The organism is Amaricoccus sp. W119 (genome assembly GCF_047275745.1).
Lineage (GTDB): Bacteria > Pseudomonadota > Alphaproteobacteria > Rhodobacterales > Rhodobacteraceae > Amaricoccus.
In genome coordinates this window covers 1-16,072 of record NZ_JBKQWU010000067.1, presented here as the reverse complement: position 1 = coordinate 16,072, position 16,072 = coordinate 1, and the positions used below count along the sequence as shown (strand labels likewise).

The window sequence follows — 16,072 nt, the reverse complement described above, 5'->3', positions numbered from 1 at the left end:
GTCTACCGTCAACGCAATCTCGTGGAGAGGTTCTTCAACCGGATCAAGCAGTTTCGAGGCATCGCCACACGCTACGACAAGGACCCGGAGAACTTCCTCGCCGCCGTCAAGCTCATAGCCGCGAGGATCTGGTGTCAGAGTTTATGAGTCGACGCCCTAATGAACTGAAGCGTGCGGTGCGCTTTCTCGTCGTTCTTGGCGGCTTCGTAGGGCCGGACCGCGTCGGGGATCTCGTAGGGAGCGATTTCGCTGATCGAACGGTGCCCCAGCGGCTGATTCACCGACCTGAGAAACCACTCCCGCTTGCTGACGGTAGCCTCGGCGAGGCCGTCCCGCCAGCTCTTCGCGATGTAGGATTGCGCGATGGCTTCGAACGTGTTCACCGCATTGATCTTCGCTACGTGCTTCTCGCGCCGTCGGCGCTCGGCCGGATCGACCGCGCCCGCGCCTCGTCACGAGCGGCGCGAGCCTGTTTGAGGCTCACCTCTGGATAGCCTCCGATAGCGAGCTTCTCCTCGACTCCGCCTGAGACGCGCAAGTTCACGCGCCAGAGCCGCCCTCCCGATGGCGTGACCTGAAGGTAGCGCCCCTTCTCATCGGCGTCCTTGTAGGCCCCTCTGGCGGGGCTTCAGGGCGCGGATAGCGAAATCGGTGAGGGGCATCCTGGGGCCTTTCGTTTCCGGTCATCGGAAAGGCCCCCAGATCGGCCCCGACTTTGACCCGGCTAGGAAGCGAACGCGGGCGATCACTGGCGACCAGCTAGGCCCAGATTATGCCTTGTTTTCTGGCGTTTCGGGAGTTTGCCAGTCGACCACGACGCTCGGCGGACAGGAAAGTGGTGCCGGTGAAGGGACTCGAACCCCCGACCCCATCATTACGAATGACGTGCTCTACCAGCTGAGCTACACCGGCACTTTCCTCGGCGCGCCCCGGAGAACCGACCCCGGATGGCCCGGCTGGTTCGCCTCGGGCGGCGACGCGGGCTCCATAGCAACGCGCGCGTGCGGCGTCCAGAGGCTTCTACGGGGGCCAGCTACTCGGCGAGGAAGGCTTCGACCGACGCCACGAAGGGGGCCGGCGCCTCGGCGTGCACCCAGTGGCCGGCGCCGGGGATCACGCTATGCCGGGCGGCGGGGAAGAGCGCCTCGATGCCGGGCCAGTTCTCCGGGCGGGTGTAGGCCGAGGTCTCGCCCGTCACGAAAAGCGTCGGGCCCTCATAGGGCCGCCCGATGCCTTCGGGAAAGCCGAGGATCACCGGCATCTGGTCCGAGAGCGCGTCGAGATTGACCCGCCAGCTCGCGCCCTCGGGCGAGATGCGCAGGTTCTGCTGGAAGAAGCCCCGCAGCACCGGATCGTCCACATGCCTCGCGAGGTCCGCCTCGGCGTCCGCGCGGCGCTTGACCTGCGAGAGATCGACGGCGCGCATCGCAGCGATGTTGCTGTCCTGATCATGCGCGTAGGTGATCGGCGCGATATCGACGACGATCAGCCGTTCCACGAGTTCGGGCCGGGTAAGCGCCAGGACCATGGAGGTCTTGCCGCCCATCGAATGCCCCATGACCGCCGCGCGGCCGCCATGCGCCTCTATGACCGCCGCCAGATCCTCGGCCATCGCCGGGTAGCTGTGGACCGCGTCCCAAGGGCTGTCGCCATGATTGCGCATGTCGACGGCGATCACCTGCCGATCGGAGGCGAGCTTCTTCGAGATCATGCCCCAGTTCCGCGCCGAGCCGAAGAGCCCGTGGGCGATCAGGAGCGGCGGCAGCGCGGTCGGCTCGCCCGCGACCAGGGTGTTGAGCTTCAGCGCCATTCAGGTCCCCTCAGACGATCAGACTGGTGATCACCGCGTCGTCGGTGATGTCGATATAGGTGAAACCCGCCGCGTCCATGCGGGCGCGGACCGCGTCGGCGGAGGCGGACGAGCCGCTTTCGATGCCGATCAGCACCGAGCCGAAGTTGCGGGCGGATTTCTTCAGGTACTCGAACCGGGCGATGTCGTCGTCCGGGCCGAGCAGGTTCAGGAATTCGCGCAGCGCGCCGGGACGCTGCGGCAGGCGCAGGATGAAGTACTTCTTCTTCCCCTCCCAGCGCAGCGCGCGTTCCTTGACCTCCGGCAGCCGCTCGAAGTCGAAATTTCCGCCCGAGACGACGGCGACGATCGTCTTGCCGGAAATCTCGCCCAGATCGCGCAGCGCGTCTATGGCGAGCGCGCCCGCGGGTTCCAGAACCACGCCCTCGATGTTGAGCATCTCGACCATCGTGCCGCAGAGCCGGTCTTCGGGCACGACGACCACATCCTCGGCGGGAAAGGTTCCGAGCGTGCCGAAGTTCAGGTCGCCGATCCGCGCGACAGCGGCGCCATCGACGAAATTGTCAACCTTATCGAGCGTGACGAGCTTGCCCGCTTCGAGCGCGCGCTTGAGGCTCGGGCCGCCCATCGGCTCGACGAAGCGGAGCCCGGTCGCGGGCGAGCGCGCCGCGAAGATCCGCGCCATCCCGGCAGAGAGACCGCCGCCGCCCACGGGCATCACCAGAAGATCGGGGGTCACGCCCGGCGGCAACTGGTCGAGGATCTCGAGCCCGCAGGTCGCCTGGCCCTCGATCACATCCGCCGCGTCATAGGGCGGCAGGAACATCGCATCGGCCTCGGCGCAGAATTTCCGCGCCGCGCTGAGCGTGTCGTCGAAATAGTCGCCGACGAGCCGGATCTCGACCGCGGGCCCGCCGAAATGCCGGGTCTTGTCGATCTTCTGCTTCGGCGTCGTCACGGGCATGAAGATCACGCCCTCCGTGCCGAAATGGGCGCAGGCATAGGCCATGCCCTGCGCGTGATTGCCGGCCGAGGCGCAGACGAAACGCCGCCGCTCCGGCCGGTCGGCCAACGCCTTGCGCATCGCATTGGATGCGCCGCGCAGCTTGTAGGAGCGGACCGGCGTCAGATCCTCGCGCTTCAGCCAGATATCGGCGCCGTATTTCGCGCTCAGGTAGTCGTTGCGCTGCAAGGGCGTCGGCTCGAAGAGCTCGCGCAAGGCGGCCCTGGCCTGATCGACGCCGGCGAGGAACTCCTGGGATTCGGTCGCGCTGTCCATTCCGCCCGCTAGCACGCGGGGAGGCGCTTTGCCAGCGTCCCGACGCGGTTTCCGGGGTCGCCCACGTCCTGCCCAGGTGGCGCAGTGGCTCCGGCCATTCCAGGATCCCGCGGTCGCGCGCCCATGCTTGCCGGCGCCGCGACGGTCCCCGGGGCCAGAGGCTCGCCCGGGACACTCCCGGCCGCGGCGGCGCTTGCCGTCCCGCGCGAAACGTCCTAATCGGCGGGGGTTCCTGACCGGAGGCATAGATGTCGTCACCGAAGAAAGTCGTCCTCGCCTATTCCGGCGGCCTCGACACCTCGATCATCCTGAAGTGGCTCCAGACCGAATATGGCTGCGAGGTCGTGACCTTCACCGCCGATCTCGGCCAGGGCGAGGAGCTCGAGCCCGCGCGCAAGAAGGCGGAGCTGCTCGGCGTCAAGCCGGAGAACATCTTCATCGAGGATCTGCGCGAGGAATTCACGCGGGATTTCGTCTTCCCGATGTTCCGGTCGAACGCGGTCTATGAGGGGCAGTACCTGCTCGGCACCTCGATCGCGCGGCCGCTGATCGCGAAACGGCTGGTCGAGATCGCCGAGGCGACCGGCGCGGACGCGGTGGCGCATGGCGCGACCGGCAAGGGCAACGATCAGGTACGCTTCGAGCTTTCGGCCTATGCGCTCAATCCGGAGATCCGGGTGATCGCGCCTTGGCGCGAATGGGATCTTACGAGCCGGACGAAGCTTCTCGCCTTCGCCGAGGAAAACCAGATCCCGATCGCCAAGGACAAGCGCGGCGAGGCACCGTTCTCGGTCGATGCCAACCTCCTGCACACCTCCTCCGAGGGCAAGGTTCTGGAGGACCCGGCCGAGGAAGCGCCGGAATACGTCTATCAGCGCACCGTCAGCCCCGAATCGGCGCCGAACACGCCCGAATATGTCGAGATCGGATTTGCGAACGGCGACGCGGTCTCGATCGACGGCGAGAAGCTCTCGGCGGCGGAACTGCTGACGCGGCTCAACGTGCTCGGCGGCCGTCACGGCATCGGGCGGATCGATCTCGTCGAGGGCCGCTTCGTCGGCATGAAGTCGCGGGGCGTCTACGAGACGCCAGGCGGAACCATCCTGCTCGCCGCCCATCGCGGGATCGAGTCGATCACGCTCGACCGGGGCGCCGCGCATCTGAAGGACGAGCTGATGCCGCGCTATGCGGAACTCATCTACAACGGCTTCTGGTTCTCGCCGGAGCGCGACATGCTCCAGGCGCTGATCGACCGGAGCCAGGAGCATGTCGAGGGTTCGGTACGGCTGAAGCTCTACAAGGGCACGGCGAGCGTCGTCGGCCGCTCTTCGCCGAAGTCGCTCTATTCGGAGCAGCATGTGACCTTCGAGGACGACGCCGGCGCCTATGACCAGAAGGACGCGGCGGGCTTCATCAAGATCAACGCGCTGCGGCTCCGCCTCCTCGGAATGCGCGACCGCCGCTAACCGCGGGGCGCACGGACCCCGGTCCCCCGCCATCCCCAGCGATCGAGCCGAAAGAAAAGGCGGGCCCCAAGCCCGCCTTCATCAATTTCATCTCCATCAATTCCGCCGCCGTCACTCCGGCGCGGCGCCGCTACATGAACATGTAGGCGTTGCGGACCAGGACCGTCTGCAGGGCGTAGAGGATCACGATCAGGACGAGGGGCGAGAGATCGAGCCCGCCCATGTTCGGCAGCACGCGCCGGATCGGCCCGTAGATCGGTTCGAGCAGGCGTTCGAGCCCGTACCAGATGTTGGAGACGAGCGGCTGATGCCGGTTCAGGACGTTGAAGCTGATGAGCCAGCTCATGATCACATGAACGATGACGATGAACCAGACGATCTTGAGAATGAAGAGAAGAACCAAGATCAGAGAACCCATCCAATACCACCTTCCTGACCGTTTGAACGCGCCGTCCCTAGGTAGTGGCGCGGCTCGCCGGCCGCAAGGGCGCCGCGGCGCCCGCATGCCCTCTCGCCGCCGCTTCTTGCGGCCTTGCCCGCTTGCCCGAAGGCCCGTTCCCGGGCAACCCTCGCGATGACAGGCGCCGGCTGGCGCGACGGAAGGAAGAACGCCCCATGCATTCCGACATGCATTCCGACCCGCCAGAGGCGGCTTCCCGAACCGGCGGGGAGCCGATCGCCGACCGGCGCGGCGTCCTTTCATGGATGCTGTTCGACTGGGCGAACCAGCCGTTTCACACGCTGATCCTCACCTTCATCTTCGCCCCCTATTTCACCGCCCAGGTCATGGCGGACCCGGTCGCGGGCCAGACGCTCTGGGGCGCGACGACGGCGGTGGCGGGCGCGGTCGTCGCCATCCTCTCGCCGGCGCTCGGCGCCATCGCGGACCGGACCGGCGGGCGAAAGCTCTGGGTGCTCGGCTTCTCCATCCCCTATGTGATCGGCTGCCTCGGCCTCTGGTACGCGGTGCCGGGCATGGACCCGGTCTGGCCGGTGCTCATCGCCTTCGGCCTCGCCTATCTCGGGTCGGAGGTGACGGTGCTCTTCACCAATGCGATGCTGCCCCATCTCGGGCCGCGCGAGGAGATCGGCCGGATTTCCGGCTCCGGCTGGGCGATGGGCTACGCGGGCGGGCTCGTCTCGCTGATCCTCGTCCTGGCTCTGCTCGCCCCCGCGCCGGGCAGCGAACGCACGCTGATCGGCATTCCGCCGGTGCTCGGCCTCGATCCCGCCCTCGGCGAGCCCGCGCGGGCGACCGGGCCGCTCTCGGCGCTCTGGTATCTGATCTTCGTGATCCCGCTCTTTCTCTGGACCCCGGACAGCCCGCGGTCGGGGATGCGGCTCGGCGCGGCGGCGCGCGCGGGTCTCGCCGACCTCGTCCGGTCGATCGGCGCGCTCCGAGGCGAGCGAAGCCTCGCCTCCTATCTTCTCGCCTCGATGATCTATCGCGACGCGCTGGCCGCTCTCTTCATCTTCGGCGGGATCTACGCCGCGGGCGTGCTCGGCTGGGGCACGTTCCAGCTCGGCGTCTTCGGCATCGTCGCGGCCGCGACCGGCGCGATGGGCGCCTGGATCGGTGGGCGGGCCGACCGCGCCTACGGGCCGACGCCGGTCATCAGGACGACGATCCTGCTCCTCATTCTCGTCTGCCTCGTGGTGCTCGGGACGACGCGGACCTCCGTCCTCGGCGTCGCGGTGGCGCCCGACGCGCGGCTGCCCGATCTGGTCTTCTTCGCCGCGGGCGGCCTGCTCGGGGCGGCGGCGGGGTCGCTGCAGGCCGCCTCGCGCACGCTTCTCGCGCATCAGGCGGAGGGGCGGATGGGCACGGGGCAGGCCTTCGGTCTCTATGCCCTCGCAGGCAAGGCCACCGCCTTCATCGGCCCGTCGGCCGTCGCGATCGTCACCGCGGCCACCGGCTCGCAGCGGCTCGGCGTCGCACCGATCGTCGCACTGTTCGCGATCGGCCTCGCGCTGCTATCCTTCGTCAAGACCGGGAGCGAGCAGCCGAGGACCACCGTGACATGAGACGCCGCCCGCGGGCCGCCCCGACCCGCCTCGCCCCGACCTGCCTCGCCCTGATCTGCGCCGCCGTCCTCGCCTGTCTCGCCGCTCCTCTCGCCGCGCAGACCGCGAAGCAGCTCTTCGCACCGGTCACCCACCCCTCGACGGGCCGCGCCGATGCCATCGGCCAGAACTCGCTCGGCTGCCTCGCCGGAGGCTACCAACTGCCCGAGAGCGGCCCGACCTGGCAGGCGATGCGGCTTTCGCGCAACCATCACTGGGGCACGCCGGAGATGCTGGCCTTCATCGAGCGCCTCAGCGTGAATGCCACCCGCGTCGGCTGGCGCGGCATCTATGTCGGCGACATTTCCCAGCCCCGCGGCGGGCCGGTCGCGGGGCATGCCTCGCATCAGACCGGGCTCGACGCCGATATCTGGCTCAACCCGCCACAGCGGCTCAATCTCACTCCGGGAGAGCGGGAGCGGATCTCGGCGATCAACGTTCGCACGCGCGACCGTCGCGGGCTCAACGCGAACTGGTCCGCGTCGCATGAGGCGCTGCTGAGCCTCGCGGCGCGCGATCCGGCCGTGAACCGGATCTTCATCACCGCGCCCGCCAAACTGGCGATGTGCGCGCGCGTTCCCGCCCGGGATCGGGCGTGGCTTCGAAAGATTCGGCCATGGTGGGGGCATAACGATCATTTTCACGTGCGCCTGAACTGCCCGAGGGGGGCGCGGTCTTGCGTTCCGCCACCGCCTCTGCCACCCGGAGACGGTTGCGCCGAGGCGGTGTGGTGGGTGACGGAGGCGTTGAAGCCGCCAGACCCGACCGCGCCGAAGACCAAACCGAAGCCGCCGGCGCGTCTGGCGGATCTGCCACCGCGTTGTACCGAGGTTCTGAGTTCCCGATGAAAGCCCTGCTTTTCCTGTTCCTGCTCGCCCCGTCCCTCGCCGCGGCGGCGCTCGCGGAGCCGCGTCTCGTCGAGACCGCGCGGTTCATCTGGAGCGAGAAGCCGTCGAATTTCGGCGGCCTCTCCGGCATCGAGATCCTCGATGAGGGGACGAAGCTCCTCGCGATCGGCGACCGCGGTATCTGGGTCACCGCCGATATCAAGCGCGACCGGAAGGGGAACCTCGTCTCGGCGGACGGAACCGCGATGGGCGCGCTCCACAGGATCAACGGCCGGGAGACGCGCGGCCACGATTCCGACGCCGAGGGGTTGGCGATCGACGATCAGGGCCGGGCCTACGTTTCCTTCGAGGGAAACCACCGCATCCGGCGCTACGACGACATCAACGGGCCGGCGAAGGCGGTGCCGCACTATTCCGAGTTCGACACGCTCTTCAACAACTTCTCGCTCGAAGCGGTCGCGGTCGGACCCGACGGCACGCTCTACGCGCTGCCGGAACGGACGCGGGTCGTCTCGGGCACGGTTCCGGTCTATCGCCTCCGGAATGGCGTCTGGGACAAGGAACTGCGGATTCCGCGCGGTGGGAGCTTTCTGGAGGTCGATGCCGATTTCGGTCCCGATGGCCGTCTCTACGTGCTGGAGCGCCGGTTCAAGTGGCTCGGCGGCTTCGCGACGCGGCTGCGCAGTTTCGCGCTCGGACCGGACGGGCTCACCGACGAGACGCGGCTCCTGAGCACGCGGTTCGGCGAGATGGACAACATGGAAGGCATCTCGGTCTGGCGCGATCCGAAGGGCCGGACCCGGGTCACGCTGATCTCGGACGACAATTTCTTCGCGCTGCAGCGGACCTATCTGGTCGAGTATATCCTCGAGAACTGAGGACCGGGCGCGGGAACAGGACGAGACAGGGGCCGGCGAAAACGAAACGGCGGCGAGGCCGGGGCCCGCCGCCGTTCTTCTTGCTCGATAGTCCGGGTTCTACGCGGGTTTCCACGCGACCCGGGGCAGGATCACTTGATCTTGCCTTCCTTGTAGTCAACGTGCTTGCGCGCGACGGGGTCGTACTTGCGGACCGTCATCTTCTCGGTCATCGTGCGCGAATTCTTCTTCGTCACGTAGAAATGCCCGGTGTCGGCCGTCGAGTTCAGCCGGATCTTGATCGTGGTGGGCTTCGCCATTTTCGTTCCCTTTCCGCGGTCCGCCCGCGCATATCCCTATCGCCCCGCGCTCCCCGGAGGCGGAATTCCGAGGCGTCACATGCAGACTCCGGGCGCGGAAGTCAAGCGCGGAGCAGGTGGAAATGCGATCCGAGCTCGGTGTGGTTGAAGTAGGGCACCGGCCGTTCGACCTCGGGATCGGCGTGGCGCGCCGCGATCTCGGCGAGGACGATCTCGGTGATGAACGGCAGATCGAGCACGCGCGCCTGATCGAGATCGACCCAGCTCAGGAAGCCGAGTTCACCCTCGGCGCCCGAGAAGTCATCCGGCGCGCTCGCGAGATCGCCCGCGTCGGCGAGGAAGAAGCGCGCGTCGAAGCGACGGGGCCGGCCCGGCGGGGTGACCGCGCGGAAGAAGAAGCGGAGCGCATCGGTGCTCGGCCGCCCGGTTTCACCATCCGCGTCGCCTCCGGGTTCGCCGAGCCAGAGCCCGGTCTCCTCGCGCAACTCGCGGATCGCGGCGTGGCGCAATGCCCGCGCCAGCCTCGGGTCCGTCTCGACCAGAAGCCGGGGATCGCCCTCTTCCACGCCTTCCGCCTCGGCGGCGGTGTAATCCCCGGGATCGACGGCGCCGCCCGGAAACACGAACTTGTCGGGCATGAAGACCGCGCCGGAACTGCGCTGCCCCATCAGGAGCTTCGGGCCAGTATCCGTCTGGCGGGTGATGACGATGGTCGCCGCGTTCCGGATCGGGGGCACCGCGTCGGGACCGCCGCTCATTCGCCGGCCGCCGGATTGGGCCGAAGCGGCGCCGGCTCCGGCTCGCCGCCGAAGCCGTGCATGCGCTTGGCCCACTGGATGCCGACGAAGCAGCCCTTGATCCTGGGCAGAAGGTAGAGCGACAGCGCGACGAAGACGGCCGAGAAACCGAAGGCCATCTGCCACGCCTTCGGCCGGAACGCCTGGAAGACGATCAGCATCAGGGGGGCCATGATATGGCCCGCGATCATGATCGTCGCCCAGGCCGGGCCATCATCGGCGCGCTGGTGGCTGAGGTTGGTGTGGCACACCGGGCATTCCGGCCGCACGTCGAGATAGCCGCCGAAAAGCTGGCCCTCGCCGCAGGCCGGGCAACGCCGCGACCAGCCGCGATAGAGCGCGGTACGAAGATCCCGTTCCGGGAGCGCGGACTGATGCGTGGACTGATTCTGTGCCATGCGCGGACTATACCGGCGCGCCCCGGCGGGCGCCAATGCTTCGGAAGTGGGGGCCCCCGCCTGCGACCGGCTCGTCTGCGACCGGCTCGCGCGGCGGTCTCGCGCGGTGGTCTCGCGCGGTGGTCTCGCGCGGTGGTGCCGATTGCGTGATCGCGCGACGGAATGCGCGCGCCGCCCCGTCTATCCCGCATCAGAACGACGAAGAGGCAGCAAGGAGCCGATCATGATCAACTATCGACGCATTCTGGCCGCGCTGGCACTGGCGGGCGGTGTCGGCGTCACCGGTATCGCGCTGGCACAGCCGGCCCCGAGCGACGCTCCCCCGGCGCCCGACGCGGAGCCCCGGGCCGAGGCGCTGGCCATGCCGATGGGGCCGATGGGGCCGATGGGTGGTCCCGAGGGCCGCTTTCATGGCCCGCGCGGACCGCGGATCGACTTCGCCGCGATCGACGCGAATGGCGATGGCGTGCTCACGCGCGAGGAGCTTTCCGAGCGGGCGGCGGGTCGGCTCGCCGGGGCCGATGGCAACGGCGACGGCGCGTTTGACCGCGACGAGCTCATCGCCGCCCTGCCCGGACCGCGCGACCAGGTCACCAATGTGTTCGCGCCGAACCCGGCCGAGATGCGCGCCGACCGGCTGATCGCCTTCATGGGCGCGAGCGATGCCGGCCAGTTCCAGATCCGTGACTTCGCCGACCGGCAGGTGAACGCGGTCGTCGCGAAGCTCGACAGGGATCACGACGGGTCGATCAGCCAGGCCGAGGCCGCGCCGAAGGGCAAGCCGCACCGTCATCCGCATGGCGAAGATGGCGGGCCGGGTGACGGTCGCGGTGACGATCGGGGAGGCGATCCGCGCGGTTGAGGGTTTTCGGATACGCGCCAAGCGATTAAGGGTGGGGCAGCGATGACCCATCCTCACGAACAGGCCAAGGCAACCGCGGGACCATGATGCCCCTCGACGGTGAAACTGGGACTTCCGACGCCGAACTGCTCGCCCGCTACGCCGCGGGCGAGCAGTCGGCGGCGCGTGCGCTGACATTCCGGCATGCGCCCCGGGTGCTCGCGCTCGCGCGCCGCATGCTCGGCGACGCGGCCGAGGCGGAGGACGTGGCGCAGGAGACGCTGCTCAGGATGTGGAAGGTCGCCCCGGACTGGCGCGAGGAGGCGCGGCTCTCGACCTGGCTCTACCGGGTCGCGAGCAATCTCTGCGTCGATCGGCTGCGGCGCCGCCGCGAGCACGGGCTGGACGGGGTGCCCGAGGTGGCGGACGGGGCGGCTTCGGCGCAGGACGGGCTCGAGGCGCGCGACCGCGCGGGCGCGCTCCGGGCGGCGCTCGGCCGATTGCCCGACCGGCAGCGCCTCGCGATCGTGCTCCGCCACATGGAGGAGCGTTCGAACATCGAGATCGCCGAGATCCTCGGGCTGAGCGTCGACGCGGTCGAAAGCCTGCTGGCGCGCGGCCGCCGTGCGCTCGCCGAACGGCTGATGCCGAGGCGGGCCGAACTCGGTTTCGCCGATGACTGAGGCAAGGGCGGGGGGATGACAGCATGAACGGCGGGAGGATGAACGACATGGATGACGACCGCCCGAACGCGGCCCCGAGCATGGCGCCGGACCCGACCCAGAAGGCGACCCCGCCCGCGACCCCGGCGGACGCGGCACGGGAGGCGGAAGCGCTCGAAGCCTTCTTCCACGCGGCGCGGGACGAGCAGGGGCCCTCGGCCGCGTTTCTCTCCGCCGTGCTCGCGGACGCGGCCGAGGTCTCGGCCGGGCGCGCGACGGCCGAAGCCGCCGGGACCGCGCATGAGCCGCCATCGGCGCTCACCGCGACCGGCGGTCTCTGGCACGCGCTTTCCGCGCTGGTCGGCGGCTGGCGCGGGGGCGCGGCGCTGACCGCCTGCGCGCTCATCGGATTCCTGATCGGCGCCAATGGGTACGGGCAACTGCCGACCGATGCGTTCGACACCGCCGCGAACGCCACCGTCTCGGACAATGTGAGCGGCTTCTACGACCTCGCCGCGCTGGAGCAATAGAGTAGGACCGAATGGCCGACAGCCCGCCACCGACGACGAGACTGCCCCGCGCGCCCTGGCGCTGGGTGCTGATCGGCTCGCTCTGCCTCAATCTCGCGCTCGCGGGCGTGATCGCCGGGGCGCTTCTGAAGGGACCGGACGGCCCGCCGGCCGGTCTCTGGGGCTATGGGCGCGCGCTGCCGGAACCCTATCGCGACGACCTCGCACGGGCGCTGCGCGAAAGCCGGCGGGACTGGATCGGCCCGCGCGATGCGCTGCGCGGCCAGCGCGGCGCGCTCGCCGACGCGCTGACGGCCGAGCCCTACGATCCGCTCGCGGTGGCGGAGGTGATCACGCGGGAACCGCGCATCCTGGATACGCTCGCCCAAAGGGGCACACGGCTGCTCCTGGACCAGATCGACCGCATGCCGCCCGAGGACCGGATCGCCTTCGCCGAGGCGCTCCGCAAGCGCGACAAGGGCGGCAAGGGCGATCATCCACCGCCCCGGTAGAGCCGTCCCGGCGGACCTCCCGTCAGGCGGCCTGCGCGAAGAAACTCACGCGGTTGCGGCCACCCTGTTTCGAGCGATAGAGCGCGCTGTCCGCGCGTTTGATGATCGCCTCGGGATCAACTTCGCAGGCGCCCGCCACCGCGACGCCGATGCTGACCGTGACGCGCACCTCGCCCGCCTGCCCCGGCAGGCGCACCGGCGCATGCTCGATCGCGCGCCGGATGCGTTCCGCGGCGTGGCCGGCGGCGGAGACATCGACATCGGGCATCGCGACGAAGAACTCCTCGCCACCGAACCGCGCGACGAGATCGACGCCCCGAATGTTCTCCTGCAGGCGCCGGGAGAATTCGCGCAGCACCGCGTCGCCCGCGTCATGGCCGTAGCGGTCGTTGATCCCCTTGAACTTGTCGAGGTCGATCATCATCACCGCGAAGACGCCGCCGGTCTCTCGCGCGCGGTCCATCACCCGGTTCATGTGCTGACTCGCGTAGCGGCGGTTGTAGATCCCCGTCAGCGGATCGATCGCCGCGAGCTTCAGCCCGTTGCGGACGTTGGTCCGCAGCCGGTCGGAATAGCGCTTGCGCCGAAGCTGCGAGCGTATCCGGGTGATGAGCTCGTTCACGTCGAAGGGCGCCTCGATATAGTCGCTCGCGCCAAGGTCGAGCCCCTTCGCCGCCGTGCCCACGTCGCCGTTCTCCACGACGAAGATCACCGCGGATTGCCGCGTCTCCGGCCGCGCCCTGAGCGCCGAGACGAGGCGCAGCCCGTCGCCGCCCTCCATCAGCGTCTGGTAGACGATGAAACAGTCGGGGAGTTCGAGCCGCGACAGGTTCAGTGCCTCGCGTTCCGAGCTCGTGACGATGGTCGTGATCGCCAGCCGCTCGCTCAGCGCCGAAGCGAGAATGCTCCCCTTCCCGTGGTCGGGCGGCGCGATCAGGATCGGCCCGCTCGGCTCCGCCTCGATCTCCTGATCCGGCATGAGCTCGGCGAGACCGAGTTCGCGCGAGGTGAGATCGCGCAGGCGCAGCTCGTCGAACATCATCTTCATCCGCATCAGGCTGCGGACGCGCGCGAAAAGCGCGAGGTCATTGAAGGGCTTAGACAGGAAATCGTCCGCCCCGGCCTCGAGCCCGCGAATGCGCTCCTCGGCGGTGTCGAGCGCGGTCACCATGATCACGGGAATATGCGCGGTCTCCGGATCGGCCTTCAGCCGCGCGCAGACGGTGAAGCCGTCCATCTCCGGCATCATCACGTCGAGCATCACCATGTCGGGCTGTTCCGAGCGCGCAAGTTCGAGCGCCCGGGGGCCGTCCTCGGCGACAACGACATCGTAATAGGCGGCGGACAGCTTCGCGCGGAGGAGAAGCCGGTTGGTGGCGACATCATCGACGACGAGGACACGACCCGACATTCGTTTTCCCCTCTGGGGCCGTCCCTCCGGCCCTGCGCTTCCAGTTCCCGAACCTATTGCCGAAGTTGTTAATGAATGGTTTAGCGGGCGTCGTGGACACGGGGGGCGGGAGGTGGAAAAGATGGGACCCGAAGGCGCCGCCGACCTCGCGCGCGGCGCGCTGATCTGGCTCGCGGGAGAGCCCGAGGCGCTGGGCGCCTTCCTCGGTGCGAGCGGGATCGACCCGGCGGATCTGCGCGGCCGGATCGCCGATCCGGAGTTCCTCGGCTTCGTGCTCGATTTCCTGCTCGGTGACGAGGCGATGCTGCTCGCCTTCTGCGGCGAGACCGGCACGCCGCCGACCGCGCCTGCCCGCGCGCGCGCCCTGCTGCCCGGGGGCGATCTGCCGAACCGGACCTGAAGCGGCCTTCCGCCGCGCGACCGGGGCGGCTAAGACGCGATCCGGAGCGGCCGCGCGCCGCTCGCCTCGGAGGAAAGCGCATGCGCGAGCGCGTCAGGGGTCTCATCTTCGACAAGGACGGGACCCTGTTCGATTTCAACGCCACCTGGTCGGCCTGGTGTCACGGCTTCATCCTTGGCATCGCCGAGGGCGATCCGGCCCGCGCCGCGGCCCTGGCCGAAAGGCTCGGCTACGAACTCGGGAACCGGCGGTTCCTGAAGTCGAGCCCGGTCATCGCCGGAACCATGGATTTCGTCGTCGAGGCCGCGCTCGGTGTCCGGCCGGATTTCGGCGAGGCGCCGCTCCGGCGCCATATCGCTTGCTCGACCGCCGCCGCGCCGCAGATCGAGGCCGCGCCGCTCGCAGCGCTTCTCGACCGGCTCACGGCGGCGGGACTGGTCCTCGGCGTCGCGACCAACGATTCGGAGGAACCGGCGCGCGCGCATCTCGAACGCGCCGGCGTGCTCGACCGTTTCGCCTTCATCGCGGGCTACGACAGCGGCCATGGTGCCAAGCCCACGCCCGGGATGCTGCTCGCCTTCTCGGAGGCGACCGGCATCCCGCCAGGGAGTTGCGTGATGATCGGCGACAGCCTGCACGATCTGACGAGTGGCCGCGCGGCCGGCATGACGACGGTCGGCGTCCTGACCGGCCTCGCGAGCGCCGAGGATCTCGCACCCCACGCGGATGCGATCCTGCCCGACATCGGCGCTCTGCCCGCCTGGCTCGGATTGACGGACTGAGCCCGGGCCGGATCGGGAACACCGGCGTCGAGACCTAAGTCATTGATGTTGGTGGGTGATGACGGGCTCGAACCGCCGACATTCTCGGTGTAAACGAGACGCTCTACCAACTGAGCTAATCACCCGCCGATGGGCGCGATCCCGGGAACGGTCCGCAGGCGGCCTCGGAGGAACCATCCACGAGAGCGGCTCCGATGCCCAGGAAGCCCCCCGCGCGCCAACCTACTGATTCCGCGCCGAATGGCAACTTCTTAAACTCGCGATGGCATATCGGGGCATGCCCTGATCCCGACCCGGCGGCGCTACGCGGCGCCAGCCGCGCGGGAATGAAGGGAGGCCGCGATGTAACCGGACGATCCGGCGACCCGGGCGCGTGCTCTGTCCGGTCAGAGCCGGGAGCACACGCATGCGCTTCATGTCGAGCACCCGATCGCGGCCGCCGGGATCGGGCACGGCATCCCGTGTACTGAAGCCCTGCTCAGCGGCCCATCCGCACAACTTCGTCGGGGACACGAAGGTGTCTATGGCGAAGAGAGGCGCGAGCTCTCTCCGGAGTTCAAACGGGAAGCGGTGGGGCTGCTGGAGGGTAGCGGCTGGCCGCTGACGCGTGTGGCGAGTGAGGTGGGGGTCGTGTCCCGGGAGTTTCTCTAATCGCGTTGGTCAAGCGCTGATGCCACGATTGGAGCGTTGATGCGTGCCGGGCTCCAGGATTCTCTCCGCGGTCGCATCGTGGCGCCGCATGTTTGCGTTCAGGGTCGGGATGGATCGAAATGGTGTGCGCNACGATTGGAGCGTTGATGCGTGCCGGGCTCCAGGATTCTCTCCGCGGTCGCATCGTGGCGCCGCATGTTTGCGTTCAGGGTCGGGATGGATCGAAATGGTGTGCGCGGTCGTCGCCGCATCCCAGGGAGCGATATCATCCTCTCCGCGCGTCCCGGCAGGACGCATTCCGCGCCGCTGAGGATCAGCGACGAAGTCGAGTGATCACGACGCCGTGGCACGCTCCTCGAAGGGAGCCCCCGCGCGCCACATCGCATGGAGCGTCACCGCGAGCTTTCGTGCCAGTGCCACCTTGGCCTTCCGGGGACCGGTCTTCTCGGCGATGCCCCTGGCCCA

General features: G+C 68.7%; 19 protein-coding genes, 2 tRNA genes and 1 pseudogene. 11 read left to right on the top strand and 11 right to left on the bottom strand.

Annotation, left to right across the window (positions count from 1 at the left end; all coding sequences use genetic code 11):
* On the top strand, nucleotides 1–147 hold a 147-nt coding region (locus ACLJK8_RS19570), incomplete at its 5' end, for a transposase (protein WP_413152034.1).
* On the opposite strand, the gene ACLJK8_RS19565 is transcribed toward ACLJK8_RS19570, so the two are convergent.
* The 5 genes and pseudogenes from ACLJK8_RS19565 to ilvA all read right to left on the bottom strand — a co-directional run bounded on the left by ACLJK8_RS19565 (nucleotide 135) and on the right by ilvA (nucleotide 3,089).
* Nucleotides 135–383 carry a phage integrase central domain-containing protein gene (locus tag ACLJK8_RS19565; RefSeq protein WP_413152033.1) on the bottom strand — a complete coding sequence of 83 codons (249 nt, stop codon included), beginning with the start codon at nucleotides 381–383 and terminating at the stop codon, nucleotides 135–137. The two genes, ACLJK8_RS19570 and ACLJK8_RS19565, sit on opposite strands and share 13 nt — an antisense overlap.
* A gap of 14 nt (nucleotides 384–397) precedes the next feature.
* A pseudogene (locus ACLJK8_RS19560) lies at nucleotides 398–595 on the bottom strand (Arm DNA-binding domain-containing protein); the annotation flags it as partial.
* Nucleotides 596–836: 241 nt separating this feature from the next.
* A tRNA-Thr gene (locus tag ACLJK8_RS19555) sits at nucleotides 837–912 on the bottom strand.
* Between the two features lie 121 nt (nucleotides 913–1,033).
* A complete protein-coding gene (locus ACLJK8_RS19550) occupies nucleotides 1,034–1,810 on the bottom strand; it encodes an alpha/beta fold hydrolase (RefSeq protein WP_413152032.1) in 777 nt (258 codons plus the stop codon).
* A 10-nt stretch (nucleotides 1,811–1,820) separates the two neighbouring features.
* Nucleotides 1,821–3,089: a threonine ammonia-lyase IlvA gene (gene ilvA, locus ACLJK8_RS19545; RefSeq protein ID WP_413152031.1), complete on the bottom strand. Its 1,269-nt coding sequence runs from the start codon at nucleotides 3,087–3,089 to the stop codon at nucleotides 1,821–1,823.
* A 248-nt stretch (nucleotides 3,090–3,337) separates the two neighbouring features.
* On the opposite strand from ilvA, the gene ACLJK8_RS19540 reads away from it, so the two are divergent.
* Entirely contained in the window at nucleotides 3,338–4,555 is a 1,218-nt protein-coding gene (locus ACLJK8_RS19540; protein WP_413152030.1) for an argininosuccinate synthase, read from the top strand.
* A gap of 130 nt (nucleotides 4,556–4,685) precedes the next feature.
* Here the strand turns inward: ACLJK8_RS19540 and ACLJK8_RS19535 are convergent, their stop codons facing one another.
* Entirely contained in the window at nucleotides 4,686–4,973 is a 288-nt protein-coding gene (locus ACLJK8_RS19535) for a YggT family protein (RefSeq protein WP_413152029.1), read from the bottom strand.
* Nucleotides 4,974–5,170: 197 nt separating this feature from the next.
* Here ACLJK8_RS19535 and ACLJK8_RS19530 point away from each other — a divergent pair, with 197 nt between their 5' ends.
* The 3 genes from ACLJK8_RS19530 to ACLJK8_RS19520 are packed head-to-tail and all read left to right on the top strand — an operon-like array spanning nucleotide 5,171 to nucleotide 8,345.
* The gene (locus tag ACLJK8_RS19530) at nucleotides 5,171–6,580 is read left to right on the top strand and encodes an MFS transporter (protein WP_413152028.1); all 1,410 of its coding nucleotides are present in this window, start codon (nucleotides 5,171–5,173) and stop codon (nucleotides 6,578–6,580) included.
* The gene (gene mepA, locus ACLJK8_RS19525; RefSeq protein WP_413152027.1) at nucleotides 6,577–7,467 is read left to right on the top strand and encodes a penicillin-insensitive murein endopeptidase; all 891 of its coding nucleotides are present in this window, start codon (nucleotides 6,577–6,579) and stop codon (nucleotides 7,465–7,467) included. Before ACLJK8_RS19530 ends, mepA begins: the two co-directional genes overlap by 4 nt.
* Nucleotides 7,464–8,345, top strand: coding sequence for an esterase-like activity of phytase family protein (locus tag ACLJK8_RS19520; protein ID WP_413152026.1), 882 nt, complete (start codon nucleotides 7,464–7,466; stop codon nucleotides 8,343–8,345). The genes mepA and ACLJK8_RS19520 overlap by 4 nt, the downstream gene beginning before the upstream one ends.
* Before the next feature lie 131 nt (nucleotides 8,346–8,476).
* Here the strand turns inward: ACLJK8_RS19520 and rpmG are convergent, their stop codons facing one another.
* The 3 genes from rpmG to ACLJK8_RS19505 all read right to left on the bottom strand — a co-directional run bounded on the left by rpmG (nucleotide 8,477) and on the right by ACLJK8_RS19505 (nucleotide 9,839).
* Nucleotides 8,477–8,644 (bottom strand): 50S ribosomal protein L33, encoded by a 168-nt coding sequence (gene rpmG, locus ACLJK8_RS19515; protein ID WP_413152025.1) that lies wholly within the window; start codon nucleotides 8,642–8,644, stop codon nucleotides 8,477–8,479.
* Nucleotides 8,645–8,745: 101 nt separating this feature from the next.
* Nucleotides 8,746–9,402 carry an NUDIX hydrolase gene (locus ACLJK8_RS19510; protein WP_413152024.1) on the bottom strand — a complete coding sequence of 219 codons (657 nt, stop codon included), beginning with the start codon at nucleotides 9,400–9,402 and terminating at the stop codon, nucleotides 8,746–8,748.
* On the bottom strand, nucleotides 9,399–9,839 hold the full coding sequence (locus tag ACLJK8_RS19505) for a DUF983 domain-containing protein (RefSeq protein WP_413152023.1): 441 nt from the start codon (nucleotides 9,837–9,839) through the stop codon (nucleotides 9,399–9,401). The genes ACLJK8_RS19510 and ACLJK8_RS19505 overlap by 4 nt, the downstream gene beginning before the upstream one ends.
* A gap of 223 nt (nucleotides 9,840–10,062) precedes the next feature.
* Here ACLJK8_RS19505 and ACLJK8_RS19500 point away from each other — a divergent pair, with 223 nt between their 5' ends.
* From ACLJK8_RS19500 to ACLJK8_RS19485, 4 genes are all read left to right on the top strand, one after another.
* Nucleotides 10,063–10,701, top strand: coding sequence for a hypothetical protein (locus tag ACLJK8_RS19500; RefSeq protein ID WP_413152022.1), 639 nt, complete (start codon nucleotides 10,063–10,065; stop codon nucleotides 10,699–10,701).
* 86 nt (nucleotides 10,702–10,787) lie between these two features.
* Nucleotides 10,788–11,363 carry an RNA polymerase sigma factor gene (locus ACLJK8_RS19495; protein WP_413152021.1) on the top strand — a complete coding sequence of 192 codons (576 nt, stop codon included), beginning with the start codon at nucleotides 10,788–10,790 and terminating at the stop codon, nucleotides 11,361–11,363.
* Between the two features lie 23 nt (nucleotides 11,364–11,386).
* On the top strand, nucleotides 11,387–11,872 hold the full coding sequence (locus ACLJK8_RS19490; RefSeq protein WP_413152020.1) for a hypothetical protein: 486 nt from the start codon (nucleotides 11,387–11,389) through the stop codon (nucleotides 11,870–11,872).
* A gap of 11 nt (nucleotides 11,873–11,883) precedes the next feature.
* Nucleotides 11,884–12,363 carry a periplasmic heavy metal sensor gene (locus ACLJK8_RS19485; protein WP_413152019.1) on the top strand — a complete coding sequence of 160 codons (480 nt, stop codon included), beginning with the start codon at nucleotides 11,884–11,886 and terminating at the stop codon, nucleotides 12,361–12,363.
* 22 nt (nucleotides 12,364–12,385) lie between these two features.
* On the opposite strand, the gene ACLJK8_RS19480 is transcribed toward ACLJK8_RS19485, so the two are convergent.
* Entirely contained in the window at nucleotides 12,386–13,774 is a 1,389-nt protein-coding gene (locus ACLJK8_RS19480; protein WP_413152018.1) for a PleD family two-component system response regulator, read from the bottom strand.
* A 121-nt stretch (nucleotides 13,775–13,895) separates the two neighbouring features.
* On the opposite strand from ACLJK8_RS19480, the gene ACLJK8_RS19475 reads away from it, so the two are divergent.
* Both ACLJK8_RS19475 and ACLJK8_RS19470 read left to right on the top strand, forming a co-directional pair.
* Nucleotides 13,896–14,174 carry a DUF3572 domain-containing protein gene (locus ACLJK8_RS19475; protein ID WP_413152017.1) on the top strand — a complete coding sequence of 93 codons (279 nt, stop codon included), beginning with the start codon at nucleotides 13,896–13,898 and terminating at the stop codon, nucleotides 14,172–14,174.
* 80 nt (nucleotides 14,175–14,254) lie between these two features.
* Entirely contained in the window at nucleotides 14,255–14,956 is a 702-nt protein-coding gene (locus ACLJK8_RS19470; RefSeq protein WP_413152016.1) for an HAD family hydrolase, read from the top strand.
* A 49-nt stretch (nucleotides 14,957–15,005) separates the two neighbouring features.
* Here the strand turns inward: ACLJK8_RS19470 and ACLJK8_RS19465 are convergent.
* Nucleotides 15,006–15,081 (bottom strand) — tRNA-Val (locus tag ACLJK8_RS19465).
* Between the last annotated feature and the right edge of the window lie 991 nt (nucleotides 15,082–16,072).

Bases quoted from the DNA above. Each gene is read 5' to 3' on its own strand.
- ACLJK8_RS19550 (WP_413152032.1), bottom strand. From the start codon at position 1,810: ATGGCGCTGAAGCTCAACACCCTGGTCGCGGGCGAGCCGACCGCGCTG.
- ilvA (WP_413152031.1), bottom strand. From the start codon at position 3,089: ATGGACAGCGCGACCGAATCCCAGGAGTTCCTCGCCGGCGTCGATCAG.
- ACLJK8_RS19540 (WP_413152030.1), top strand. From the start codon at position 3,338: ATGTCGTCACCGAAGAAAGTCGTCCTCGCCTATTCCGGCGGCCTCGAC.
- ACLJK8_RS19535 (WP_413152029.1), bottom strand. From the start codon at position 4,973: ATGGGTTCTCTGATCTTGGTTCTTCTCTTCATTCTCAAGATCGTCTGG.
- ACLJK8_RS19530 (WP_413152028.1), top strand. From the start codon at position 5,171: ATGCATTCCGACATGCATTCCGACCCGCCAGAGGCGGCTTCCCGAACC.
- mepA (WP_413152027.1), top strand. From the start codon at position 6,577: ATGAGACGCCGCCCGCGGGCCGCCCCGACCCGCCTCGCCCCGACCTGC.
- ACLJK8_RS19520 (WP_413152026.1), top strand. From the start codon at position 7,464: ATGAAAGCCCTGCTTTTCCTGTTCCTGCTCGCCCCGTCCCTCGCCGCG.
- rpmG (WP_413152025.1), bottom strand. From the start codon at position 8,644: ATGGCGAAGCCCACCACGATCAAGATCCGGCTGAACTCGACGGCCGAC.
- ACLJK8_RS19510 (WP_413152024.1), bottom strand. From the start codon at position 9,402: ATGAGCGGCGGTCCCGACGCGGTGCCCCCGATCCGGAACGCGGCGACC.
- ACLJK8_RS19505 (WP_413152023.1), bottom strand. From the start codon at position 9,839: ATGGCACAGAATCAGTCCACGCATCAGTCCGCGCTCCCGGAACGGGAT.
- ACLJK8_RS19500 (WP_413152022.1), top strand. From the start codon at position 10,063: ATGATCAACTATCGACGCATTCTGGCCGCGCTGGCACTGGCGGGCGGT.
- ACLJK8_RS19495 (WP_413152021.1), top strand. From the start codon at position 10,788: ATGCCCCTCGACGGTGAAACTGGGACTTCCGACGCCGAACTGCTCGCC.
- ACLJK8_RS19490 (WP_413152020.1), top strand. From the start codon at position 11,387: ATGAACGGCGGGAGGATGAACGACATGGATGACGACCGCCCGAACGCG.
- ACLJK8_RS19485 (WP_413152019.1), top strand. From the start codon at position 11,884: ATGGCCGACAGCCCGCCACCGACGACGAGACTGCCCCGCGCGCCCTGG.
- ACLJK8_RS19480 (WP_413152018.1), bottom strand. From the start codon at position 13,774: ATGTCGGGTCGTGTCCTCGTCGTCGATGATGTCGCCACCAACCGGCTT.
- ACLJK8_RS19475 (WP_413152017.1), top strand. From the start codon at position 13,896: ATGGGACCCGAAGGCGCCGCCGACCTCGCGCGCGGCGCGCTGATCTGG.
- ACLJK8_RS19470 (WP_413152016.1), top strand. From the start codon at position 14,255: ATGCGCGAGCGCGTCAGGGGTCTCATCTTCGACAAGGACGGGACCCTG.